Here is a 23,254-nt window from a genome sequence, read left to right on the forward strand (position 1 = left end):
AGTTTTAACATAGAGGAACATTGAATGAAGGGAAGCGTACATCATGGCTAATGAATTCCGAGTGTGTGATGATTGCCAGGCCACCAATATTAAGACTTTGCTGCCGCGTTTGAAAGAAGCTGACCCGGATGCAAAAGTGGAGGTCGGATGTCAGTCATATTGCGGGCCCGGACGCAAAAAATCGTTTGCTTTCGTAAACAACCGCCCGCTGTCGGCGCCGACTGAGGACGAGCTGATTGAGAAAGTGAAAAAGAAGATCAAAAAGTAAATGTGTGTTTTACGACAGCCTCGCCCGATGGGTCAGGCTTTTTTGCTTCAAAAAATCAATGACGGAAAACTGGAACAAAACGCCGGACAAATTCAAGGATGTTTTCAAATTACAGAGCCGATATAATAGAATCACGGCTAAAAAAAAGAGGGAATGACGATGGCGTATCCAAACGGAAAATTATCAGAAGAAAAAGTGTTTAAAGATCCCGTTCACCGCTATGTTCATGTGCGGGACAAGCTGATCTGGGATTTGATCGGCACCCGTGAATTTCAGCGGCTGCGCCGGATCAAACAGCTCGGTACGACGTATTTGACGTTTCACGGCGCGGAACACAGCCGTTTTAACCATTCTCTCGGCGTCTATGAGATTGTCAGACGAATGGTTGATGATGTTTTTAAAGGGCGTCCTGAATGGGATGACAATGAACGCGAACTCTGTCTCAGCGCCGCGCTTTTGCACGATTTGGGACATGGGCCGTTTTCGCATTCCTTTGAAAAGGTTTTTCATCTGGATCATGAAGACTATACGAGGGAAATCATTCTCGGCGACACCGAGGTGAATCAGGTTCTCAGAAAGGCGGGGCCGGGATTTCCGCAGGATGTTGCTGAAGTCATTGCCAAAACATACAAAAACAAGCAGGTGGTCAGCCTGATTTCGAGCCAGATTGACGCCGACAGGATGGATTACCTTCAGCGGGACGCATACTATACGGGCGTCAGCTACGGACATTTTGATATGGAACGGATTTTAAGGGTGATGCGTCCGCGAGAGGACCAGATCGTCATTAAGCAAAGCGGCATGCACGCCGTCGAAGACTATATTATGAGCCGCTATCAAATGTACTGGCAGGTGTATTTTCATCCCGTGACGAGAAGCGCTGAAGTCATTTTGACGAAAATTCTCCACCGTGCGAAGCAGCTCCATGAAGAAGGGTATATATTCACGCATGCTCCCGTTCATTTTTATTCCATTTTTGAAGGGAAGCTGACGCTTGCGGATTATCTGAAGCTTGATGAAGCCATCATTTTATATTATTTCCAGGCTTGGGAGGAAGAAGAGGACCCGATTCTGTCCGACTTGTGCCGCCGCTTCATTAACCGCCAGCTGTTTCAATATGCCGAATTTAACCCCAATGAGGAAATGTCGGCTTATTTTGAACTGACCGCTCTGTTTAAAGAGGCGGGAATTGATCCCAATTATTATTTAGTGGTCGATTCTTCATCGGATCTGCCGTATGATTTTTACCGGCCGGGTGAAGAGGAGGAGCGTCTGCCGATTCACTTGTTAACGCAGAACGGCCAGATCAAAGAGCTGTCCAGGCAGTCCGCCATTGTCGAATCCATTTCGGGCAAACGCCGGACGGACCATAAGCTCTACTATCCGAAGGACCTCATTTGTGACGATTCAGAAAACCCTGAAGCAAAATTAAAAATCCGGCAGCTGCTGGGACTGACATAGAAGGATTTTGGTAAAGAAGGAAAAGGAGATGTCGGGAATTTGTTGAAAGAACATGCAAAACTGATGAAGGTGTTCTCGGATTCTGGAGAAATCATCGGGCGGAAAAAGCTGCAGAAAATCATTTATATCGCGAAGAAAATGCAGTATCCTTTCTACGAAAAATATGATTTTCATTTTTACGGCCCGTATTCCGAAGAACTGACGCTTCGAATTGAAGAGCTGTGCAATCTTGGGTTTCTGGATGAGGTGAAGGAAAAAAAGGGCGGCTACTTTCAATACCGGTACTCGCTGACGGAGACGGGAGCCGAGTTTTTACATCATGCGGAGCTTACGATGCCGGATATGAAGAAGTACATCGACAGCGTCAACAGCCGCTCATCCCGGTTTCTGGAGCTGGTGTCTACGATTTTGTATTTTGACGGCCTTGAAGCTGAGGAAAAGAAAGAGAAAGTGTTTACGATAAAAAGCAAACAGAAATATACGGATGAAGAATATGATGAGGCGCTTCACTACATAGAAGAGCTGAAACACATTTGTTAAAGGCGATGGCTTTCGTCTTTTTTGATGAAAAAACCAGGCCGCGATAAAGCGGGCCTGGTTTTGTTTATTGTCTCAATTTGCTGTGCTTGTACGAATATAAAAAGTAAACGATGACGCCGATGATCAGCCAGACGGCAAAATAAAGCCACGTTTTCAGCGGCAGATTGACCATTAAAAACAAACAGCAGATAATGGCCAAAATCGGCAGTACGGGTACAAAAGGCACTTTAAATCCCCGCGGCAGATCCTTATGGGTGCGGCGCAGAATCAGCACGGACAGACTGACCATGGCAAATGTCAATAGCGCGCCGATGTTTGAGAGATCCGACAGCTCTTTCAGATCAACAAAACCCGCGATGCATGCGCTGATCAGTCCGATCAGCCACGTATTAAAGATCGGCGCTCCCGATTTCTTTCCGACAATGGTAAAGACTTTCGGCAGCATTCCGTCTCTTGCCATCGCAAAAGATATACGGGTCGCCGCATATGTATGGGCGAGAACGACGGCCATCAGTCCGATCACCGCACCGGCAGCGATAACGCCCGCCACAGCGTTTTGTCCGACAGTCTGTAACACATAAGACATGGCTTCCGGCACATTAAGCTGTGAATACGGAACCATACCCGTCATGACGAGACAGACGATGACGTATACCAATGTACAGATCACCAGTGAACCGATAATACCGATCGGCAGGTTGCGCTGCGGTTTTTTGACTTCTTCAGCCGAAGCGGAAATCGCGTCAAACCCGAGAAACGCAAAAAAGACGGCAGAAGCCCCTGTAATCACGCCTTTGATTCCAAAAGGCATAAAAGGATGCCAATTGCCCGGCTTCACAAAAAAGCTTCCTGTGATGATAAACAGCAAAACAATTCCGATTTTTACGAGAACCATTACATTATTAAAGGTTTTGCTCTCCTTGGAGCCGCGTGACAGAACGACGGCAATTAATAGAGTAATGATGATGGCAGGAAGGTTGACGATGCCCCCCTGGCTCGGCACGTGCAGCAGACTGTCCGGCAAAGGCATGCCGATTTCGGCTAACAGATTATTAAAATAACTTGACCAGCCGCTTGCCACCGCCGACGCCGTCACCATATAAACGGATAAGAGCGTCCAGCCCATTAAATGGCCGACAATTTCTCCCATGGTGGTATAAGAGTAAATATAGGCGCTTCCGTAAACCGGGAGAACAGAAGCGATTTCGGCGTAACATAATGCTGCAAGGCTGCAGACAACGGCTGCAATGATAAAAGAAAAGATTACGGAAGGTCCGGCGTTTTTCGCGGCCGTAATGCCTGTAAGAACCATGACGCCCGTCCCGATGACGGCGCCGATGCCCAGTAATGTTAAATCAAATCCACCCATCGTTTTGGCAGTCTGCCTGTTTCTGCTTTGTTCAAGCAGCTGGGTGATGTCTTTTTTTTGTAGGATATTCCGCAACACGCATCCCTCCATCCAAAAGCAAAAGCCAAGAGGGACTCTTTGGCTTTTACCCGTGTCACATTCTGTGTAATCGACAATCCTGTGTTCTGTTTCCCCGTCTGTTCCGTTTCTTTTCCAGTCATATTGTCTGCCGCATCCGATCAGATTATCCTTTCCGTCAAACGCAGTCACCCTTAATGATTTTACCTGAATCATGTCTATAAAACCAGCATTGCATAAAAGGGATGGGTGAAAAAGTAGGAGATAATAGTCTGTATAGGGCAGGATAAAAGTTGCGGGCTTTCCGGCCGAAATTTTGACTTTCCCCGCGAGGTATCAGTAAAATGTAATAAAAAACAATCAAATGATGATGGATGCATCTTGAAATGGGGAGTTTCTGCATGGAGCACGATATATTGCAAGCAAATGTACTGGATTACGCGCTCACGAAATATTTAAAGAGCACGAAAAAGCTTGATGAGGCGACAATTCCGAAGAGTATAAACAATATCAGAGGATTTATTCTCAGGATTATTTACCGGCACGGCACGTGCACGATTAAAGATATATTGCAGGAAGTCACATTATCGCCTTCAGCCACGACAACCGCTCTGAATCATTTAGAAAAAGAGGGTTTCGTGGAAAGGTCGAGAAATAACGAAGACCGGCGCACGGTATGGATGACGCTTTCCGAATCGGGAAAAATGGCGGCCATGCAAATGATTGAAAACCGGCAGATGCTCATTGACGAGCTGTTCGAAGCATTGACAGAAGAAGAAAAGAATACCTTTTTCAGCCTCGTTGAAAAAGTAATGAAATAAGCCGGCCTGACATAGCAGCGCCGGCCGTTATCAAGGATTACTCCGTATCGCTGATCCGTTTGCCGGCGACGGCGTAATGATCCTTTCTCATTTCTTCAATCATGACAATGATCTTTTCTTCGGCTGCGCCTGTCGTTTCTTTTACGGCTTCTGTCACTTTTTCAACCAGATTCCGTTTTTGTTCATCTGTGCGGCCTTCAAGCATTTTTACGGTTACGAGCGGCATGGTGCTGATCCTCCTTTATCGTTTCCTCTCTTTGGAAGAGAGGTCACTTATAGTATACTGAATGAAGGACAATCTTGCATTTTTTAAAAAAGGGGATTTTTACATTTGGACAGATTTTTATATTATCCGCTGGAGCTTATGCCCTATGTCGTGATTACGCTGATCGTGGCATTTACGATGCATGAACTGGCGCACGCGTATGTCGCGTATCGGTTCGGAGACGATACCGCGGCGAGACAGGGCAGATTAACGCTCAATCCGATTAAACATCTTGATGTTTTCGGAACGATTCTAATTTTGGTCGCGGGTTTCGGCTGGGCCCGTCCGGTGCCGGTGAACCGCCGCGCCTTTAAAAGACCGCGGCTGGCGGGAGTGCTGGTTTCCGTCGCCGGACCTGTAAGCAACCTGCTTCTTGCCTTTATCGGTTTCTTTTTGCTAGTGTTGATGCATGCTTACGGAATGGAGCTGCTTTCTGCATTCAGCATGGGGCTTGACCGCTTTTTCTCTATTTGGATTCAGCTGAATCTCGCGCTGTGTTTATTCAACCTGCTGCCGCTTCCTCCGCTTGACGGCTACCGGATTATTGAGGATCTCGTGCCGCCGCGGGTGCGCGCCAAAATGACTCAGTTTGAGAGCTACGGGATTATCGTGTTTCTCGTGCTGTTTGTGACACCGGTCGGCTCCTATGTCGTGTGGCCGCTGTTAAGCGAGGGGAGAGACTGGATTCTCAAGGTATTTGCCATTATATTTCAACCGCTTTTGTAGGAGGGTATTTTCATGGAAGAAAAAAAGAAGAAAACAATCGGATTTAATATTATTAAAAGTGATCCGACCGACGGACATGGCGGTTTTGGCGCCGGGGCGCTGAGCCTTGACAATATTTCTCCGGTATTTGTCGATGTGGAAGAGAAGGAAGCCTTCGTTGACATCGGCGCAATGCATGCCCGCAGTGTCGTTGAAAAAGGCATCAAATTCCTGCCGAACAAAGATGAAGTGCCGAACGGAAAACCGTACTGGCTCGTGTGGGTCACCATCGACAGAAAAGAAGAAGGCCCTTATTACGCGGGTGTGACGGCTTGTGAAATGACCGTGGACAGAAGTATCCGCAGAGGCTATAAGTCATTGCCGGAGCATGTGAATTTAATGGATAAATCAATGAAGCGCTGCATTATCGTGGATAAAATGGACGCCAGCTCAAAGCAGGTGCTTGCTGAATTTCTGCAGAAGCATGACCAAGGGCTCTGGGAACGTTCATCCGATGAATTGAAAACAGGTCTGCTTCCGGAAGAAAAATAATTTGTGAACTTTTTGTGAACTTTATAAATATTTGCACTATTTTGCAATTGTACTGAGTAAACTGTTGATACAGAATCAGGACATGGAAAGTCCCGAGCCGAACCAAGACTCGGGGTTTTTCATGTTTACGCGGAGGTTTCATCATGTTCACCGTCTTTGAAATCGGGCCTTGGGTCATTGAAGCAGATGCGGCGGCAACGAGAAAACAATACGAAAAATCATGGCCTGATCCTTGCGATTGCGGGCACTGCCGGAACTTTTCCGAGGCGGTGAATCTCCTTCCCGCCGAGAAAACAAGATTGTTTACGCAGTTTGGGATTCGTCCGGCTGTCTGTCACGATTTGGGGGAGCATGGAAAGGAAAACGGCCTGCATCATTATGCGGGCAGCTATCCGATTGTCGGCAGGCTTAGGGAAGGCTGGCCGAAGTTTCATATCGAGAGGACGGGAGATATCCGCTTTTCGTTTTCATTGGCGAGTACAACATTTTTTATACCGAAGGGTTTTCCTGACCCTATTATCCATCTCGACTTTTCACTCTTGCTCCCGTGGGTGCTTGAGGAAGACGCGGATTAAAGCCCGGCGCGCAATGCACCGGGCTCAGTCTTTTTTGCCGAGCCACTTATCCCACCATTTTTTGCGCGGAGCTTCTTTGCGGGCGGGGGCGTGTTCCTTTTCTTTTTTAGACGGTTCCGGTCCGTAGCATACATCCGCGGGCTCAGTGCCTGCGATGAAATACGTATAATGCTTTGCGGCGCAGCCGGGTCCCGAAGTGTAGCCGGAAGCGGGATCGATATAGACGCCCGTGACGCCCTTCGGCGGTTTAAGCGCTATTTCCGGTTCTCCTTCGAGCGCCTTCTCCATAAAGTCCGCCCAAATCGTCTTCGCATAGCTTTTTTCTTCTACTGAATCAATCGTGCTGCTTTTGTCATAGCCTGTCCATACACCGGCGGCAAGAGCCGGGTTAAAGCCAATCATCCAGCTGTCTGCGCTCGTCGTGCCTGATTTACCGCCATAGGTTCGGGTCAGCCGGTCAGAAATGGTGCGTCCCGTGACGGAAGTATAGCCGTTTAAATCCTGATCAAACATGCCCGTCATCATGCTCGCCGTCACAAAAGCGGCTTTTTTATCAAGCGTCTGCTGATGTCCGCGCGGCTGTTCATACAAGACATTGCCGGCGGTATCCGTCACTTTTGTGATAAAGGAAGGGGTGATTTGTTTTCCCCCGTTTGCGAGCATCGCGTAGGCATTAACCATCTCAATCGGGCGCACGGGTTCAGTTCCGAGCGCCAGAGACGGAAGGGGCTTTAAATGTTCGCTGATGCCGAATTCCTTTGCCGCCGACACGAGCTTATTCATGCCGAGAAAGAGATGGGTCTTCACGGCATAAATGTTGTCTGATAACGCAAGCGCCTGAAGCAGCGTAATCGGTTTATTGGCGTAGTAGCCGTTGTAATTGCTTGGAGAATAAGTATCTCCGTTGTCGTCAATCTGGAACTCTGTGGCTTCGCTTTTCATCAGCGTGACCGGTGTAAAGCCGCTTTGAATCGCTTTGTAGTACAAAAGCGGCTTGATCGTGGAAGCAGGCTGCCGTTTCGCCTGTGTCGCCCGGTCAAACGGGCTTTTTTCGTAGTCACGTCCGCCGAGAAGCGCAAGCACGCGTCCTGTTGCCGGATCAATCGCGGAAAAGCCGACCTGAATGTCAGAGCCGGTACGGATCGTATGTGCCACAGTGTTTTCCGCAATCCGCTGCATGCGCTTATCAAGCGTCGTATAAACACGCAATCCGCTCGTTGCCAGCTGTTCGCGCGTCATGCCGAGCTTTTTCTCGAGTTCTTTCATCGCATCATCGTAAAAATAAGGCGCCGTTTTCGCCACGGTTCTGTTTTTCAGCGGCTGATAGGCAAGCGGCGTTTTCTTAAGCCTTTCCGCCTTTTCTTTTGAGATCATTTTTTGGCCGATCATCAGTCGGAGAATGGTTTCCTGGCGCTGTTTGGCCTTCTTTTCGCTGACATATGGCGAATAGCCGGACGGGCCTTTCGGTATGCCCGCCAAAAGCACGGCTTCCGCATCGTTCAGATCTTTGGCGTGTTTGCCGAAATACAGGCGGGAGGCGGCTTCAATTCCGTATGCACCGTGGCCGTAATATATCGTATTTACATAACCTTCTAAAATCTCGTTTTTAGAATAGTTCTGTTCAAGGCGGATCGTGTAAAATGCTTCGTTCCATTTTCGTTTCCATGTCTTATCATGCTCAAGGTAGAGATTTCTCGCGTATTGCTGGGTGATGGTGCTTGCGCCCTGAACCTTGGCCATTGCCTTTATGTCAGCCAGCGCGGCGGCAGCCATCCGCCGGTAATCAAAACCGTGGTGATTGTAAAAGTTTTGATCCTCCACCGCAATGGCGGCCTGCACCGCTATCGGATTGATATCTTTTAACCGGACCCAGTAGCGCTTTTCCCCGAAATCGGTCTCACCTAGCTTTGAGCCGTCATTTGCATAAAGAATCGTAGACTGAGGAACCCGGACGGAGGGGGCGCCCTGCCATTTCGCTGCAAGAAGAATGGATGTGAAGCAGACGCCGGCCAGCATTCCGCCGATCAGTGTCAGAAAGATGCAGGCGCGGATGATTTTGAACGTGATTCTGAGCTGTTTTCCAGATACTTTATCCACTTTTGGGAACCCCCTTTTTCATGATTCTATTATTATGTGAAAAAAGGGGGTTTTTTAAACATATCAAACCGGACACTTCTTTACTTTTTCCCCTCCATCCTCTATACTTTTTCCTTAGGTGAAAATGAGATTTTAACCGGAATAAAAGCGATACAGACGCTTACAATAAATGAAATAAGCCTTGAAAGGGAGATGACAATTGAGCGAGCTTTGGTATACGGAGAAGCAGACGAAGAATTTCGGCATTACATTAAAGGTGAAACAAACATTACATACGGAACAGACGGAATTTCAGCATCTGGAAATGGTGGAGACAGAAGAATTCGGCAACATGCTGTTCTTAGACGGAATGGTCATGACTTCTGAAAAAGACGAATTCGTCTATCATGAAATGGTTGCGCACGTCCCGTTATTTACGCACCCGAATCCGGAAAACGTCCTCGTTGTCGGCGGCGGAGACGGCGGTGTCATCAGAGAGATTCTGAAGCACCCAAGCGTAAAAAAAGCGACGCTTGTCGACATTGACGGCAAGGTTATTGAATACTCTAAAAAATTCCTTCCGTCCATTGCGGGCAAGCTTGATGATCCGCGCGTCGACGTGAGAGTCGATGACGGTTTCATGCACATCGCGAAATCAGAGAATGAGTATGACGTCATCATGGTTGATTCAACAGAACCGGTCGGACCGGCCGTCAATCTGTTCTCAAAAGGCTTCTATGCCGGAATTTCCAAGGCGTTAAAAGAAGACGGCATCTTCGTCGCGCAGACGGACAACCCGTGGTTTACACCGGAGCTGATTACAAACGTACAGCGTGACGTGAAAGAAATCTTCCCGATCACCCGTCTGTATACGGCTAATATCCCGACGTACCCGAGCGGCCTGTGGACATTTACAATCGGTTCTAAAAAGTACGATCCGCTTGAAGTGGAGGACAGCCGTTTCTTTGACATCGACACGAAATATTACACGAAAGAGCTTCACAAAGCGGCATTTGTTCTTCCGAAATTTGTGAGCGACTTAATCAAATAAAAACGTACGGCGCAGGAGCGAATCTTGCGCTTTTTTACAGGAAAGCGAGGGTTTTATCATGAGGTTTGATGAAGCATATTCAGGAAAAGTATTTATCGCAAGCCGCCCCGACTGGAAAGAGGCGGACGCCATCCTTTACGGCATGCCGATGGATTGGACGGTCAGCTACCGTCCGGGTTCGCGTTTCGGCCCGGGGAGAATCCGCGAGGTGTCAATCGGTCTTGAAGAATACAGCCCGTATCTCGACCGTGACTTGGCTGATTTGAATTTCTTTGATGCCGGCGACATTCCGCTTCCGTTCGGCAATCCGCAAAGAAGCCTTGATATGATTGAAGAATACGTGGACAGCATTTTACAAAAAGGAAAGTTCCCGCTCGGCATGGGAGGGGAGCACCTTGTATCATGGCCTGTCATAAAAGCCATGTATAAGAAATTTCCGGACCTTGCCATCATTCATTTTGACGCGCACACCGACCTGCGCACGGATTATGAAGGCGAACCGCTTTCCCACTCTACTCCGATCCGCAAAGCGGCCGAGCTCATCGGGCCGCAAAACGTATTTTCATTCGGCATCCGTTCCGGAATGAAGGAAGAATTTGAATGGGCGAAAGAAAACGGCATGCACATTTCTAAATTTGAAGTGCTTGAGCCGCTGAAAAAAGTGCTGCCCCAGCTTGCGGGACGCCCTGTTTATGTCACGATCGATATCGACGTGCTTGACCCCGCTCATGCGCCGGGAACGGGCACGGTTGACGCAGGAGGCATCACGTCTAAAGAATTGCTCGCGTCCATCCATGAAATCGCGCGCTCAGAAGTCAACGTAAAAGGCGCCGACCTCGTAGAAGTCGCGCCTGTCTATGACCACTCAGAACAAACCGCAAACACGGCAAGCAAGATGATTCGTGAAATGCTGCTTGGGTTTGTGAAATAGAAAGAAGAAAACCCGGAATAACAGGGCAGAAGCAGCCTTTGTTCCGGGTTTTTTGTAATAAAAATTAAAACACTCGAGGGGATTGTCCCCGCAAACCTAAAATGAAATCTTTCATTATAAATTCAGATCATGGCGCGTTCAGAAACATGATAATGAGGAGTTAAGCTATTCATTATCCCTGCTGATACTAATATCGTACTCACAGCAAAACAGACTATAAGCAATTTATACTTCAATTTCATATAAATTCACTCCTCCTTCGATCTGCTGTCTGGCTTCTTCAACTTTTAAAAAGTAGACAGAAGCTTTTTTATACTCTTCTTTTGTGTAATAATATTTAGCTACATCAAGGGCTAATTCCTCAATATCAGCATACATCAATTTACTTTCAAGAAAATGCAGACAATCGTTTATTAATGTATCTCTTGGATCCGGCATATACAAATATTCCAAAAATTTAAATTTTTCCTCGTAAATTATATCATCTATTTCCTTACATATTGAGATACCTTTTTTATGATAATCGTACGCGTTATCTATATTTTCTAACTTAAAATAAATCTGAGTAAGTAAGAAGTAGGGCTGCGGAAGTGAATGACTCATTTGAGCTTTTGCAAAAACGGCTATGGCTTCTTTTAAATGGGGAATAGCCTCGACTTTATTGTTTTGATTATTATGGCATAAAGCGATGTTAAAAAGTGTTCTCCCCATTAATTGCGGCTGCTGCTCTAATTCAGCCATCGTATATGCCTTTTGAAAGTGGGAAATCGCGTGATCGTATTGCTTTACATCAAGATAATTAGCCCCAAATAAAGAATGGCACTGGGTTAATCTAATATTGTATTTTTTTTCATCTTTATAAATGAAATAAGCCTGCCGCGCATAATCCATCGATACATAAGTTTGTTTCATATAATAATAGACTTCTGACATTTTAAAGTAAAATTCAGCTTTTTCTATATGATCTTTAGCGTACGTCAGTTTGCTTTCAGCTTTCTTAAAAAACTGAATCGCTGAAAGATATTCACGGCATTCCAGCTCATACATCCCCCGGAAAAAATTAAAATAATAATCAAGACGTCCGGTCAGCCGGGCCTGCTTTTTATCAATATCCGCGAGCAGCTCCGATAGTCTCGGCTGTTCTTCTATCCGCTGCGATTCCAGCGGTTCGAGGTATTCGAGCATCAGATTGTGGCGGAATTCCATGAGAGAATAGTATAGATGAAGATCCTGATCATCTTCCAGACCTGCAAGTTCTTCTTTGATTTCTCTCCGTAAGTACTCGGCGTCCGGGATGCTGAACCTTCGAATGTACATATACCATTCGTTGATTTTTTCTCCAACCGCTGAAGACGATAAAACACTCGCCACTATTCCGAATCCCTCCCTTCCACGTTATGTATATGACATATTTTATCATTTTCATTCGGAAGGATAGCGCAAAAATACCGCAAACTTTTCCCCTTTGACAAAGCCGTCCGCCGAAGGAACCGCATTTTTCCCGCAGCTGGGGATTTCCGGTTTTTTCATTTTCCTTAAAAATCATGTTTATCTTCAAAACCAATCAGCAAAGATGGTAAGATAGGAGGAAGCGGTTGAACTTTTTCCCTTGAAAACTTATACTATTCAGGTTAAGCGGGATGATGAAAAGGAAGTGTCAGCATGAGACAGGAGACACCAGTAGCCATTCATGTGCAATCATTCATACACAACGGCTCAGAAGAAGAGTCGGTTGAATTTACATCGAGTGGATTCTATTACGTGAGAAACGGCAAAACGTATCTTTCCTATCACGAAGAGCATGATTTGGGCAAGATTAAAACGGTCGTCAAGATTACAGAAAAAGAGATTCTCGTGATGAGATCGGGCGCCATCCAAATGAAACAGCGGTTCATTCCGGGGGCATCGACACTCACTCAATATAAACTGCCGTTCGGACAAATGGAGCTCCGTACGGAAACGAAAAACATACAAGCTGATGTCGGCGGTTCGGAAGGCTCCGTCAAAATGACATATAACATGACTGTAGGCGAAAACCAAGAACATGTACATAACATGACGATCCAATATAAGGAGGAAACAAAGGCATGAATATTGCGGAACAGATGAAGGACGTGCTGAAGGAAGAGATCAAAGCGGCCGTTCTGAAAGCGGGCCTGGCGGAAGAAAGCCAGATTCCAAGCGTACTGTTAGAAACGCCGAAAGAAAAAACACACGGTGATTATTCCACAAACATGGCGATGCAGCTGGCGAGAATCGCAAAAAAAGCGCCGCGCCAAATCGCTGAGGAGATCGTGGCGTCATTTGATAAAGGCAAGGCTTCCATTGAAAAGATGGATATTGCGGGGCCCGGCTTTATCAACTTTTACATGAACAACAGCTACTTAACAAAACTGATTCCGTCCGTGCTTGAAGCGGGTGAACATTACGGAGAGACAAACATCGGGCAAGGCGAAAAGATTCAGGTCGAATTCGTATCAGCCAACCCGACGGGAGATCTTCACTTAGGCCATGCGCGCGGCGCGGCGGTAGGTGACGCGCTGTGCAGCGTGCTTTCTAAAGCGGGCTATGATGTGAGCCGCGAATACTATATTAATGATGCGGGCAATCAGATTAACAACCTGGCGCTTTCCGTTGAAGTCCGTTATTTTGAAGCGCTCGGTCTCGAGAAACCGATGCCGGAAGACGGCTACCGCGGCGAGGATATTATCGCCATCGGGAAAAAGCTTGCCGAAGATTTCGGCGACCGTTTCGTACATGAAGAGGAGAGCGAACGTCAGGCGTTTTTCCGTGAATACGGCTTAAAGTACGAGCTTGATAAACTTCGCTCCGACCTGGAAAATTTCCGCGTGCCGTTTGACGTATGGTATTCTGAAACGTCACTGTACGAAAACGGAAAAATTGATCAGGCGCTCGAGGCGCTTCGCGAAAAGGGCCATGTATACGAAGAGGACGGCGCGACATGGTTCCGTTCCACAACGTTCGGCGACGATAAAGACCGTGTGCTGATCAAAAAAGACGGTTCATACACTTATTTGCTGCCGGATATCGCATACCATAAAGACAAACTTGACCGCGGATTCGACAAGCTCATCAATGTATGGGGCGCGGATCACCACGGGTATATTCCGCGTATGAAAGCGGCAATTGAAGCGCTCGGTTACAAGAAAGGCACATTGGAAGTTGAGATCATTCAGCTCGTTCATTTATACAAAAACGGCGAAAAAATGAAGATGAGCAAACGTACGGGGAAAGCCGTAACGATGCGCGACCTGATTGAAGAAGTCGGCTTGGATGCCGTGCGTTATTTCTTCGCGATGCGCAGTGCTGATACGCACATGGATTTTGACTTGGATCTTGCCGTATCCACGTCTAACGAAAACCCTGTGTATTATGCGCAATACGCACATGCACGTATTTGCAGCATGCTTCGCCAAGGGGAGGAGCAGGGACTTAAACCGGCGGCAGATCTTGATTTCAGCCATATTCAATCAGAAAAAGAATATGACCTGCTGAAAACGATCGGCGGCTTCCCTGAGGCAGTGGCAGAAGCGGCGGAAAAACGCATTCCTCACCGTGTCACAAACTATATTTATGATCTGGCTTCCGCTCTGCACAGCTTCTACAATGCGGAGAAAGTCATCGATCCGGAAAATAAAGAGAAGAGCCGCGCGCGTCTCGCTTTAATGAAGGCGACGCAAATTACGCTGAACAATGCGCTTCAGCTGATCGGCGTATCCGCTCCGGAAAAAATGTAATGATGATCAAAGGACAAAGTCTTCGGGCTTTGTTCTTTTTTTGTATATAAAGCGTGTGATGTAATTCACAATCCCGCACACTGAGTTTTTGTATGATAAGACTGATATTGAATCAGTGAAAGGGGCAAGCCGAATGATCAATCGTCAACATATTCAATTATCGTTGCAGTCATTAAGCTTAGTGGCAGGGTTTATGGTGTGGGTGCTGATTTCATCGCTCATTTCTCAAATGACATCAGATATTCATTTAAGCAAAGGCGAGATTTCATTGGTGACGGCGATTCCCGTTATTCTCGGATCGCTTCTCCGTATTCCTTTAGGATATTTAACGAACAGGTATGGCGCGCGGCTGATGTTTATGATCAGCTTCATCCTGCTTTTGTTTCCTGTATTTTGGATCAGTATCGCGGATTCTTTATTTGATTTAATCGCGGGCGGCTTTTTCTTAGGGATCGGAGGAGCGGTATTCTCCATCGGAGTGACGTCCCTCCCGAAATATTATCCGAAAGAAAAGCACGGTGTCGTCAATGGGATTTACGGTGCCGGAAACATCGGGACCGCCGTTACTACCTTTGCGGCGCCGGTTATCGCTCAAGCCGCGGGATGGAAAGCAACCGTGCAGATGTATCTTGTTTTGCTGGCTGTTTTCGCATTACTGCACGTTTTGTTCGGCGACCGGCATGAGAAGAAAGTCAAAGTTTCCATAAAGACACAAATGAAAGCCGTTTACCGAAATCATGTGCTGTGGATGTTGAGCCTGTTTTATTTTATTACGTTCGGCGCCTTTGTCGCCTTTACCATCTATCTTCCGAATTTTTTGGTTGAGCATTTTGGGCTGAGCCCTGCGGACGCCGGTTTGCGGACGGCCGGCTTTATTGCGGTCTCTACACTGCTCAGGCCTGTGGGAGGGTTTCTTGCAGATAAACTGAGCCCGCTCCGCATTCTGATGTTCGTTTTCGCAGGGCTTACGCTGTCAGGCGTCATGCTGTCATTCTCCCCGACGATCGGCCTTTATGCGTTTGGATCGCTGACGGTGGCAGTCTGCTCAGGGATTGGAAACGGGACGGTATTTAAACTGGTGCCTTTCTATTTTTCGAAGCAAGCGGGGATTGCCAACGGTATTGTGTCAGCTATGGGCGGACTGGGCGGTTTTTTCCCTCCGCTGATTCTGGCAAGTGTATTTCAGGCAACAGGCCAATACGCGATCGGGTTTATGGCGCTTTCAGAGGTCGCGTTAGCCAGCTTTGTTCTTGTGATCTGGATGTATTGGCAGGAAAGAATGAAAACACATATGGAGAGAAACAGTCAGAGCCTCAATTCATAATGATCCATTCACAAGATTGTTAGTTTTTTCTGGGTGAGTGCAAATCAAGTCACGTTACAATATACATACGCAACGTGACTTTCTTCGAGGTGAGCTCATGAATATTCTCTCTGTCCGAAAATCTGATAAAGAACTTCTTTCCCGCGAACTGCATGAATTGCTGGAATCGATCAGTACGAAAAGGAAAATGAAAAAACACACTTATTTGTTTCAAGAAGGAATGGATGCAAAAGAGCTTTATCTGATTCAATCAGGACTCATTGAAATCGGCAAGCTGACGTCTGACGGAAAAGACCTGACGCTTAGAATCTGCCAAAAAAACGATATTGTCGGGGAATTGACGCTATTCACAGATGAGCCGAGATATATGCTCAGTGCGAAAGTGTTAGAGGATGGCGAGGTGCTCGTCATTAATAAAAACAAGCTGGAAAAGGAATTGATCCAAAACGGTGTTTTGACGTTTGAATTTATGAAATGGATGAGCACCCATCTTCGAAAAATCCAGTCCAAAATCAGGGACCTGCTTCTTCACGGCAAAAAGGGGGCGCTCTATTCCACCCTTATCCGCTTATCAAACAGCTACGGGGTGGAACGAAGCGACGGGATTCTGATTAACATTGTGCTGACAAATCAGGATTTGGCTAAGTTTTGCGCGGCGGCAAGGGAGAGCGTCAACCGCATGCTGGGAGACCTCCGCAAACAAGGGGTTATTTCGATAGACGAAACCGGAAAAATTATTTTGCACAAGCGGGACTATTTACGATGCGAGATCGAGTGTGAAAATTGTCCGCTGGAGATCTGCAATATTGACTGAAAAAACAAGGGCAGCCGGTGTCCTTGTTTTTCAGCTTGTGATACATATACACATGACGGCGAAAAAGAAGCCGGCATTTACGATTTCCAGAATGCCGATCGTTTTCACCGGCCAGTCTCTTCCGTGAAAAAACCAGGCCCGCAGACTGCTTGGGATAAAAGCGAGAAACGCCCAGCCTGCCCCGAGAAGAGCCGATAAAAAGGGGAGCAAGAGGTGATATCCCCATGACCAGTATGCAAAGGTTCTGTTCTTTCTCTCCCGTATGACCGACTTCACATAAAAAGAACTCCCGATAAAAAATAAAGCGGATTGTAAGAATAGAAACCAAGCCCAGCCGTCAAGGGTTCCCGTTCCCAGCCAGCAGCTCGCAAGCCCGCCTGAACAAAAGAACAGAACACCCGCAATATCATTCGTGAGCGCCCGCTCGTTTTTTCGGCGGGCATAATGCGTATGTATGAGAAACAGCGGCAATAAAAAAACGCCGATCCAGACGAGCTGCGGCTTATGAAAGACAGAAATGATCAAAAAGCAGCAGGCGGGAAAACCGTAATACCATATCCACTTTTGATAGGGCTGAAGCTGTTTCTTTTTCAAAGCGAGCGAAACGGGATAAACCGTCAAGTAAAGGAACAGCCAGCCCAAAAAGAGCGGAATATGCCAGAAAACCGGGCCTCCCTTGACCATGCCGAGTAAAAATGGAATCAGCAGCATCGCCCATGCGCCGTGCTGCTTCGGAATCATCGCCTTCATCGAAACCCTCCTTTTTATTTCATTATAAATGCAGACACTCTCCTGATAAGTGACTTTTATCATACAAGCTGTGAAATACATCACTGCCGCGCGGGCTCAATCGGGCTACACTAAAGCTATCCTTAGCACAGGAGGCTTCCCTATGAATCAGTGTGACTATTTATTGTTTCTGAAACAACTTCCTATGTTTAATGAAGTGCCTCTGTCCATTGTCGAAACCTTGCTGAAAAACGGGACGTTTATCCGCGGCTCATCTGACCGGTCTCCATCCTTTCTTCATTCACAATCCGTTTATATTGTATTAAAAGGCAATATCCGTTTTACGGACAGCAGGCTCCCTGAAGGGTCGCAAACCGTTGCGCTGTGGGAGAAAGGCGATGTGTTTCCGATTGATGAAAAAGGCGGGCTCTATTTATCGCCTTTTATCTCAGTCAATGCCTCACCGGATATTCTGGTACTCCATATTCCATATTCCGTATTTAAGCAAATGATGTCTTACCATCCGCGGCTGCAAATGAACTTTTTGGCGATGCTTCAGCAAAATGTCTTCTGTTCCTATCAGTTGTTTTTACGGTATCTGCATACATCACAGGATGAAAACGCCGAACCCGGTTCTTAAACAGAACCGGTTTTTTTGATGACGCGGGCGTCCCCATATCGTTTGAAAATCCTTCCTGCTGCTCTGTGTGAACATTTTGTGAAAAAAGCAGAGTGTGTGACATAGTTCACAAGGAAACACGCTGTCTCTGTTTATAGTGAACTTAGCATCACCTGACTCGGAAGGAGTGAACGATCATGAAGAAAAAGAAAATGAGTCCGTTGCTCAGGAGATTAAACTATTTTTCTCCTATCGAACATCATTCAAATAACCATAGCCAAACGACAAGCGAAGATCGTGATTGGGAGAATGTATATAGAAACAGATGGCAGTACGACAAAGTCGTTCGCTCCACCCACGGCGTCAACTGTACGGGTTCTTGCAGCTGGAATATTTATGTGAAAAACGGAATTGTCACGTGGGAAGGACAAAACTTGAATTATCCATCAACAGGCCCTGATATGCCTGATTTCGAACCGAGAGGCTGTCCGCGGGGGGCCAGTTTTTCTTGGTACATCTACAGCCCGCTCCGTGTGAAATATCCATATGTGCGCGGTGTGCTGATCAATTTGTGGCGGGAAGCATTGCAGGCGCATCAAAATCCGCTGGATGCCTGGAAATCGATCGTTGAAAACCCTGAAAAAGCGAAGTCCTATAAACAGGCAAGAGGGAAAGGCGGTTTTGTGCGCGCTGAATGGCCGGAGGTGCTGAAGCTGATTTCAGCCTCTCTGCTGTATACAGTGATGAAATACGGGCCTGACCGAAACGTCGGTTTTTCTCCGATTCCGGCCATGTCCATGATCAGCCATGCATCAGGCTCCCGGTTTATGTCGTTAATCGGAGGCCCTATGCTCAGTTTTTATGACTGGTATGCGGATCTTCCTCCGGCATCCCCGCAAATTTGGGGTGACCAGACGGACGTTCCGGAAAGCAGTGATTGGTACAATTCCGGCTATATCATCACATGGGGCTCCAACGTTCCGTTAACGAGAACGCCTGACGCGCATTTTTTGGCGGAGGCCCGCTATAAAGGCGCTAAGGTCATTTCGATCAGTCCGGATTTTGCGGAATCCTCAAAGTTCGCGGATGACTGGCTGAGTATTCGCCAAGGGACTGACGGGGCGCTTGCGATGGCGATGGGTCACGTCATTTTGCAGGAATTTTACGTGAACCAAGAAACTGAACGTTTTATTGAGTACGCGAAGCAATACACTGATTTTCCATTTCTCGTCACCCTGTCAAAAGAAAATGGCGTATACACAGCCGGGCGGTTTCTGCATGCGAAAGACATCGGGCGGCAGACAAAAAATGATCAGTGGAAGCCGGCGGTCTGGAATGAACAGACAGGTGCGTTTGCCATACCGCAAGGCACAATGGGCTCCCGCTGGGACGGGCAGCAGAAATGGAATCTGCACATGATCGACGAAGACACCGGGGAACAGATTGAGCCGCGTCTCTCCGTGCTCGGAATAGAGGACGAAATCGGCTCAGTGCGCATTCCGTATTTTTCAAATGACGGAAACAAAGTGCTTGAGCGGAATCTTCCTATTAAAAAATTGGATCTGAATGGTGAAGAAAGGTACGTCACGACCGTGTTTGACTTGATATTGGCCAACTACGGCGTGAACCGGGGCATCGGCGGACAATCAGCCTCATCCTATGATGATCCCCGTCCGTTCACACCTGCCTGGCAGGAACAGATCACGGGAATTAAAAGAGAAGCCGTTATACAGATTGCCAGGGAGTTTGCCCAAAATGCGATCGATACAGACGGCCGGTCCATGATTATCGTAGGGGCCGGCATCAACCACTGGTTCAATTCCGACACGATTTACCGGGCGGTGTTAAATCTTGTTTTACTCGTAGGCGCCCAAGGCGTAAACGGCGGAGGCTGGGCCCATTACGTGGGGCAGGAAAAGCTCCGTCCCGCTGAAGGGTGGCAGACGATTGCAACCGCAAAGGACTGGGAAGGCGTGCCTAAACTGCAAAACGGCACCTCGTTTTTCTACTTTGCGACAGACCAGTGGCGTTATGAAGACCAGCCGATCAGTGATTTGGCTTCACCGATCGCTTCTTCATCCCGCTACAAGCATCACGCCGATTACAATGTGCTGGCGGCGCGATTAGGGTGGCTTCCGTCCTACCCGACATTCAATCAAAACGGCATTGATCTGTACAAAGAAGCTGAGAAGGCGGGGGCGGCGACACCTGAAGACGTAGGTGCGTACGTGGCCTCACGGCTTCAAGAGAAAAAACTGAAATTCGCGATTGAAGACCCAGACAATGAAGTGAATTTCCCAAGGAATCTCTTCGTATGGCGGGCAAATCTGATCTCCAGCTCAGGAAAAGGGCATGAATACTTTCTTAAGCATCTGCTGGGGACGACGAACGGTTTGATGAATGACGACAGCGACAGCATTCGCCCTGAAGAAATCAAATGGAGGGAGCAGGCACCGGAGGGAAAGCTCGACTTGTTAATCAACCTCGATTTTCGAATGGCGGGTACGGCGCTGTATTCCGATATCGTGCTGCCGGCGGCGACATGGTATGAAAAACACGATCTCAGCAGCACGGATATGCATCCGTTTATTCATCCATTTGCTCCGGCCATCTCGGCGCCGTGGGAATCGAGATCAGACTGGGATATTTTTAAAGCACTGTCAAAAGCCGTTTCCGATCTGGCGGAAGAAGTCGAGATGGAGCCGGTGAAAGAAGTGGTTGCGACGCCGCTCCTCCATGACACCATGCAGGAATTGGCCCAGCCGTTCGGCAAAATCAATGACTGGAGCAAGGGCGAATGTGAAGCCATTCCGGGAAAAACGATGCCGAACATCCAAGTCGTTGAACGGGATTACAAACACATTTTTCATAAAATGACCGCGCTCGGCCCTCATACGGCTTTAAAACCGAGCGGAACAAAAGGGATGAGCTGGTCGATTGCGGATGAATATGAATCACTCAAACAGAGACTGGGAGAAACCGATTCAAACAGCGTTGCCAAAGGATGCCCGAATATAAGTGAAGCGAAGCAGGCGGCGGAAGCGATTTTAACCCTGTCGTCCACCTCAAATGGAAAAGTCGCCGTGAAAGCATGGGAATCGCTTGAACACATCACAAACCTGAAGCTGAAAGACCTGGCGGAAGAGCGCGAGGAAGAATGCTTTACGTTCGAGCAAATTACAGCCCAGCCGAAAACGGTCATCACCTCTCCGGCCTTTACCGGTTCAGAAAAAGGAGGGCGCAGGTATTCGCCGTTTACGACGAATGTGGAAAAATTAATTCCGTGGCGGACACTGACAGGCAGACAATCCTATTATGTCGATCACGAACTGATGATGGAATTCGGTGAAACGATGGCGACATTTAAACCGATCCTTCAGCATCGTCCGTTCCTAAGCAAACGGCCTGATCAAGAGGGCAAAGAAATCGTCCTTAATTATTTGACGCCGCATAATAAATGGTCCGTCCACAGCATGTATTTTGATTCTCTGCCGATGCTGACGCTGTTCCGCGGCGGGCCGACCGTGTGGATGAATAAAGATGACGCAGAGGACACGGATATCAAAGACAACGATTGGATTGAATGCTTCAACCGAAACGGCGTTGTCGTCGCGAGAGCGGTTTTGTCTCATCGGATTCCTAAAGGAATGGCGTTTATGCACCATGCCCAGGACCGCCACATCAACGTGCCCGGCACAAAGCTGACGAATAACCGCGGAGGCACCCATAACAGCCCGACAAGGATTCACGTCAAGCCGACACAGATGATCGGGGGCTATGCCCAGCTCAGCTACGGCTTTAATTATTACGGTCCAACGGGGAATCAGCGCGACCTGAACGTCGTCATCCGCAAGCTGAAGGAGGTCGATTGGCTTGAAGATTAAAGCGCAAATCGGGATGGTCATGAACTTGGATAAATGCATCGGCTGCCACACGTGCAGCGTCACCTGTAAAAACACATGGACAAACCGTTCCGGTGCGGAATATATGTACTTCAATAATGTAGAAACAAAGCCTGGCATCGGCTACCCGAAGCAATGGGAGGACCAGGACAAATATAAAGGCGGCTGGACGTTGAAAAAAGGAAAGCTCGAGCTGAAATCCGGCCCGAAAACAAACCGGCTTGCAGGCCTTTTCTATAACCCGAACCAGTCGACGATTGATGACTACTATGAACCTTGGAACTATGATTATGAAACATTAACAAACAGCCCGCAGAAAAAACACCAGCCGGTGGCGCGCCCGAAATCGTCCTTAACGGGGGATTTCATGAATATCGAATGGGGCCCGAACTGGGAGGATGATCTCGCGGGCGGGCATATTACGGGTCTTGAAGATCCAAACGTGCAAAAGATGGAGGAATCGATCAAAACAGAATTCGATGAGGTCTTTATGATGTATCTGCCGCGTATTTGCGAGCACTGCATCAATCCGGCGTGCGTGTCATCCTGCCCGTCCGGCGCTATGTACAAACGTGAGGAGGACGGCATTGTGCTTGTGGATCAAAACGCATGCCGTTCATGGAGATATTGCGTCTCATCCTGTCCTTATAAAAAAGTCTATTTTAACTGGCAGACGAACAAAGCGGAAAAATGCACACTCTGCTTCCCGCGATTGGAGGCGGGGCTGCCGACTATTTGCTCTGAAACGTGTGTCGGCAGAATCCGCTATCTCGGCGTCATGCTGTATGACGCGGACAAAGTGGAGGAAGCGGCATCGGTTGAAAACGAAAAGGATCTCTATCATTCCCAACTGGACGTTTTTCTTGATCCGAATGATCCTGAGGTTGCCAAACTGGCAAAAGAACAAGGCATTCCGGCTGAATGGATAGAGGCTGCGCAGCAATCGCCGATTTATAAAATGATCATTGACTGGAAGATTGCGCTGCCGCTTCATCCTGAGTACCGCACCCTGCCAATGGTGTGGTACATTCCGCCGCTCAGCCCGATTATGAATCTCTTTGAAGGAAAAGGCAGCCGGCAATCCGCGGAAGATATTTTTCCGGCTATCGACCAAATGAGAATCCCGATAGATTATTTGGCGCAGCTGTTAACAGCCGGTGATACGGATCATATTCGGTCAACGTTGAAGAAAATGTCTGTCATGCGCCAGTATATGAGAGCGATCCAGACGAATAAATCAATCGACCCGGAACTGATCTCCAGTGTCGGCTTAACAGAACAGCAAATTGAAGATATGTATCGGCTGCTTGCGATTGCCAAATATGATGACCGCTTTGTGATACCGAGCAGTCATCGAGAAGAAGTTTCAGATTTATATGCTGAACAAGGGAGCTGCGGCTTATCATTTTCAGGCGGCCCCGGCTCCTGTTTCTAACT

Annotated in this window: 22 protein-coding genes; 16 read left to right on the top strand and 6 right to left on the bottom strand. The window is 47.6% G+C overall.

The genetic code is table 11. From position 1 onward, the window contains the following. The first annotated feature begins 43 nt into the window (after positions 1–43). From RUW00_RS09915 to RUW00_RS09925, 3 genes are all read left to right on the top strand, one after another. Positions 44–268 carry a YuzB family protein gene (locus RUW00_RS09915; protein ID WP_003151034.1) on the top strand — a complete coding sequence of 75 codons (225 nt, stop codon included), beginning with the start codon at positions 44–46 and terminating at the stop codon, positions 266–268. Between the two features lie 159 nt (positions 269–427). Then, entirely contained in the window at positions 428–1,729 is a 1,302-nt protein-coding gene (locus RUW00_RS09920; protein WP_129091326.1) for an HD domain-containing protein, read from the top strand. A gap of 39 nt (positions 1,730–1,768) precedes the next feature. After that, a complete protein-coding gene (locus tag RUW00_RS09925; protein WP_007407653.1) occupies positions 1,769–2,269 on the top strand; it encodes a YwgA family protein in 501 nt (166 codons plus the stop codon). Between the two features lie 64 nt (positions 2,270–2,333). On the opposite strand, the gene RUW00_RS09930 is transcribed toward RUW00_RS09925, so the two are convergent. Next, a complete protein-coding gene (locus tag RUW00_RS09930) occupies positions 2,334–3,728 on the bottom strand; it encodes an amino acid permease (RefSeq protein ID WP_050496158.1) in 1,395 nt (464 codons plus the stop codon). A 368-nt stretch (positions 3,729–4,096) separates the two neighbouring features. Between RUW00_RS09930 and RUW00_RS09935 the strand changes: the two genes are divergently transcribed. After that, positions 4,097–4,516: a MarR family winged helix-turn-helix transcriptional regulator gene (locus RUW00_RS09935; protein ID WP_007407650.1), complete on the top strand. Its 420-nt coding sequence runs from the start codon at positions 4,097–4,099 to the stop codon at positions 4,514–4,516. A gap of 37 nt (positions 4,517–4,553) precedes the next feature. Here the strand turns inward: RUW00_RS09935 and RUW00_RS09940 are convergent, their stop codons facing one another. After that, positions 4,554–4,742 carry a 2-hydroxymuconate tautomerase gene (locus tag RUW00_RS09940; RefSeq protein ID WP_003151042.1) on the bottom strand — a complete coding sequence of 63 codons (189 nt, stop codon included), beginning with the start codon at positions 4,740–4,742 and terminating at the stop codon, positions 4,554–4,556. A 105-nt stretch (positions 4,743–4,847) separates the two neighbouring features. Here RUW00_RS09940 and RUW00_RS09945 point away from each other — a divergent pair, with 105 nt between their 5' ends. From RUW00_RS09945 to RUW00_RS09955, 3 genes are all read left to right on the top strand, one after another. Further along, a complete protein-coding gene (locus tag RUW00_RS09945) occupies positions 4,848–5,507 on the top strand; it encodes a site-2 protease family protein (RefSeq protein WP_003151043.1) in 660 nt (219 codons plus the stop codon). A 12-nt stretch (positions 5,508–5,519) separates the two neighbouring features. Further along, complete coding sequence (locus tag RUW00_RS09950; protein WP_007407649.1) at positions 5,520–6,038, top strand: YwhD family protein; 519 nt, start codon at positions 5,520–5,522, stop codon at positions 6,036–6,038. Between the two features lie 143 nt (positions 6,039–6,181). Next, complete coding sequence (locus tag RUW00_RS09955) at positions 6,182–6,613, top strand: hypothetical protein (RefSeq protein ID WP_280144703.1); 432 nt, start codon at positions 6,182–6,184, stop codon at positions 6,611–6,613. A gap of 24 nt (positions 6,614–6,637) precedes the next feature. Here the strand turns inward: RUW00_RS09955 and RUW00_RS09960 are convergent, their stop codons facing one another. Beyond that, positions 6,638–8,710, bottom strand: coding sequence for a transglycosylase domain-containing protein (locus tag RUW00_RS09960; RefSeq protein ID WP_280144702.1), 2,073 nt, complete (start codon positions 8,708–8,710; stop codon positions 6,638–6,640). 199 nt (positions 8,711–8,909) lie between these two features. On the opposite strand from RUW00_RS09960, the gene speE reads away from it, so the two are divergent. Together speE and speB are read left to right on the top strand one after the other, a co-directional pair. Next, complete coding sequence (gene speE, locus RUW00_RS09965; protein WP_003151052.1) at positions 8,910–9,740, top strand: spermidine synthase; 831 nt, start codon at positions 8,910–8,912, stop codon at positions 9,738–9,740. A gap of 58 nt (positions 9,741–9,798) precedes the next feature. Further along, a complete protein-coding gene (gene speB, locus RUW00_RS09970; protein ID WP_280144701.1) occupies positions 9,799–10,671 on the top strand; it encodes an agmatinase in 873 nt (290 codons plus the stop codon). A 122-nt stretch (positions 10,672–10,793) separates the two neighbouring features. Here the strand turns inward: speB and RUW00_RS09975 are convergent, their stop codons facing one another. Together RUW00_RS09975 and RUW00_RS09980 are read right to left on the bottom strand one after the other, a co-directional pair. Further along, positions 10,794–10,913 (bottom strand): PhrC/PhrF family phosphatase-inhibitory pheromone, encoded by a 120-nt coding sequence (locus RUW00_RS09975; RefSeq protein WP_129091332.1) that lies wholly within the window; start codon positions 10,911–10,913, stop codon positions 10,794–10,796. Next, entirely contained in the window at positions 10,897–12,042 is a 1,146-nt protein-coding gene (locus RUW00_RS09980; protein WP_280144700.1) for a response regulator aspartate phosphatase, read from the bottom strand. The genes RUW00_RS09975 and RUW00_RS09980 overlap by 17 nt, the downstream gene beginning before the upstream one ends. A 291-nt stretch (positions 12,043–12,333) precedes the next feature. Between RUW00_RS09980 and RUW00_RS09985 the strand changes: the two genes are divergently transcribed. From RUW00_RS09985 to RUW00_RS10000, 4 genes are all read left to right on the top strand, one after another. Beyond that, entirely contained in the window at positions 12,334–12,762 is a 429-nt protein-coding gene (locus RUW00_RS09985) for a YwiB family protein (RefSeq protein WP_014419128.1), read from the top strand. After that, a complete protein-coding gene (gene argS / locus RUW00_RS09990; RefSeq protein WP_014419127.1) occupies positions 12,759–14,429 on the top strand; it encodes an arginine--tRNA ligase in 1,671 nt (556 codons plus the stop codon). The genes RUW00_RS09985 and argS overlap by 4 nt, the downstream gene beginning before the upstream one ends. A 133-nt stretch (positions 14,430–14,562) precedes the next feature. Continuing rightward, positions 14,563–15,753, top strand: coding sequence for a nitrate transporter NarK (narK, locus tag RUW00_RS09995; RefSeq protein WP_280144699.1), 1,191 nt, complete (start codon positions 14,563–14,565; stop codon positions 15,751–15,753). A 97-nt stretch (positions 15,754–15,850) separates the two neighbouring features. After that, positions 15,851–16,567: a fumarate/nitrate reduction transcriptional regulator Fnr gene (locus RUW00_RS10000; protein ID WP_007407631.1), complete on the top strand. Its 717-nt coding sequence runs from the start codon at positions 15,851–15,853 to the stop codon at positions 16,565–16,567. 30 nt (positions 16,568–16,597) lie between these two features. On the opposite strand, the gene RUW00_RS10005 is transcribed toward RUW00_RS10000, so the two are convergent. Continuing rightward, positions 16,598–17,317, bottom strand: a complete 720-nt coding sequence (locus tag RUW00_RS10005) for a YwiC-like family protein (protein WP_182072085.1) — start codon at positions 17,315–17,317, stop codon at positions 16,598–16,600. Between the two features lie 142 nt (positions 17,318–17,459). Here RUW00_RS10005 and RUW00_RS10010 point away from each other — a divergent pair, with 142 nt between their 5' ends. The 3 genes from RUW00_RS10010 (at position 17,460) to narH (ending at position 23,252) form a co-directional block, all read left to right on the top strand. Further along, positions 17,460–17,936 (top strand): cyclic nucleotide-binding domain-containing protein, encoded by a 477-nt coding sequence (locus RUW00_RS10010; protein WP_280144698.1) that lies wholly within the window; start codon positions 17,460–17,462, stop codon positions 17,934–17,936. A 176-nt stretch (positions 17,937–18,112) separates the two neighbouring features. After that, the gene (locus RUW00_RS10015) at positions 18,113–21,799 is read left to right on the top strand and encodes a nitrate reductase subunit alpha (protein WP_280144697.1); all 3,687 of its coding nucleotides are present in this window, start codon (positions 18,113–18,115) and stop codon (positions 21,797–21,799) included. Beyond that, a complete protein-coding gene (gene narH / locus RUW00_RS10020; protein ID WP_280144696.1) occupies positions 21,789–23,252 on the top strand; it encodes a nitrate reductase subunit beta in 1,464 nt (487 codons plus the stop codon). Before RUW00_RS10015 ends, narH begins: the two co-directional genes overlap by 11 nt. Positions 23,253–23,254 lie beyond the last annotated feature (2 nt).

Origin of the sequence: Bacillus sp. IS1 (genome assembly GCF_032461585.1) — a bacterium.
Taxonomy (GTDB): Bacteria; Bacillota; Bacilli; order Bacillales; family Bacillaceae; genus Bacillus; species Bacillus velezensis.